Origin of the sequence: Klebsiella sp. GW_Kp182, from assembly GCF_040062275.1 — a bacterium.
Lineage (GTDB): Bacteria > Pseudomonadota > Gammaproteobacteria > Enterobacterales > Enterobacteriaceae > Klebsiella > Klebsiella michiganensis.
Genome location: NZ_JBEAFQ010000031.1, coordinates 1 through 1,441, shown reverse-complemented (window position 1 = coordinate 1,441; position 1,441 = coordinate 1). Strand labels below are relative to the sequence as shown.

General features: G+C 47.7%; 1 protein-coding gene. It reads right to left on the bottom strand.

Annotated elements, in window-relative coordinates; all coding sequences use genetic code 11:
* Positions 1 to 32: 32 nt before the first annotated feature.
* Positions 33 to 1,390, bottom strand: a protein-coding gene (locus ABLU88_RS16280) for an IS3 family transposase (RefSeq protein WP_134898139.1) whose coding sequence is annotated in 2 segments (ribosomal slippage) — positions 33 to 928 and positions 928 to 1,390 — 1,359 coding nt in all. Because the reading frame shifts where the segments join, the coding sequence is not laid out codon by codon here.
* Between the last annotated feature and the right edge of the window lie 51 nt (positions 1,391 to 1,441).

Here is a 1,441-nt window from a genome sequence, read left to right as displayed (position 1 = left end):
TGAACTGACCCCATAATGTTGGACGGTTTATATCAAGCGGCTATCAGGGCCTGAGTTCGGTATTCTACCGGACTCAGGCCTTTCAGTTTCTGTTTTATTCTTTCATGGTTGTAATAGTGGATGTATTCATCGATAGCCATGCGTAACTCGCTGATATTCTTGTGTTCCGTGAGGTAAAAACACTCAGATTTCAGCGTGCCGAAGAAGCTTTCCATCACTGCGTTGTCATGACAGTTCCCCTTCCTTGACATACTCTGTTTCAGACCAGCCTCCTTAAGCCGGTTCTGATAATGCACCATCTGATATTGCCAACCCTGATCTGAGTGGAGCAGCGGATATTCGCCTTTACCCAGTACAGATACAGCCTTCGACAGCATGTCATCCACCAGCGACAGAAGAGGACGGCACTCCATCTGATACGCCACTATTTCTCCGTTATACAGATCCAGAACCGGAGACAGATACAGCTTTTCTCCGTTGATTTTAAATTCTGTGACATCTGTTACCCACTTCTGGTTGGGCTTATCCGCTCTGAACTGCCGGTTCAGCACATTACCCGCAACTTTTCCGTACCGGCCTCTGTAAGAGTTGTATTTCTTCCTTCTGATACAGCTGGTTAAATCTAACTCCTTCATTAGCCTCTGAACCGTTTTATGGTTCAGTAAGCTACCTTCCCGACGGCCCGCCAGCGTGATCCGCCTGTATCCATAACGTCCTTTATGTTTATGAAACAGCGTTGAAATCCGCTGCTTATCACCGGCATATTTGTCTGGTTTTTTACCGCTGGCCAGTTGCCAGTAGAACGTGCTTTTTGCCAGCCCTGCCGCTTTCAACAAGCGCGCAAGAGGGAACTCCTGCCTTAACTCATTCACGACCTGCGCTTTATCCCGCGTTTTGACGTGCTTCTTTCCCTGAGTAAGGCCTGAAGCTTTTTTAGATATGCCACTTCAGCACGCAGTTGTTCAAGCTCCTCTCGTTCATCCGGGTCAAGAGGAGTCTGCAAAGGAGGGACTGGATGATTTTCAGGGCGTTCTGGCATCATTTTTTTCCTGCGTCGGCTGTCTGTAAGAGCTTCTAATCCTCCTTCATCATACAGTCGTTCCCACTGACAAACAGTGGAAAAGGCAGGGATAGTAAATTTTGCACAGACTTCGCGAACAGACAGCCGGTGTTCACGCATATGCAAGATAACGGACTCTTTAAAGGCAGGAGAATAAGTGAAATGCCGGGCTGTCAGTCCGGCTTCGCCATGAAGCTTCCAGGCAGCAGTCCACTTACGAACGGCACTATGATCGATACCAAAACGCTTTGCAGTCGTTTGCTGCCCTTCCAGACCGGAAAGATAGTGCTGCACAACCTTAAGCTTAAAGCTGAGAGAATACTTACTCATAAAAAACTGCACCTTACTTCGTTGGGAGTCCAACTTTTTGGGTGCAGTTCA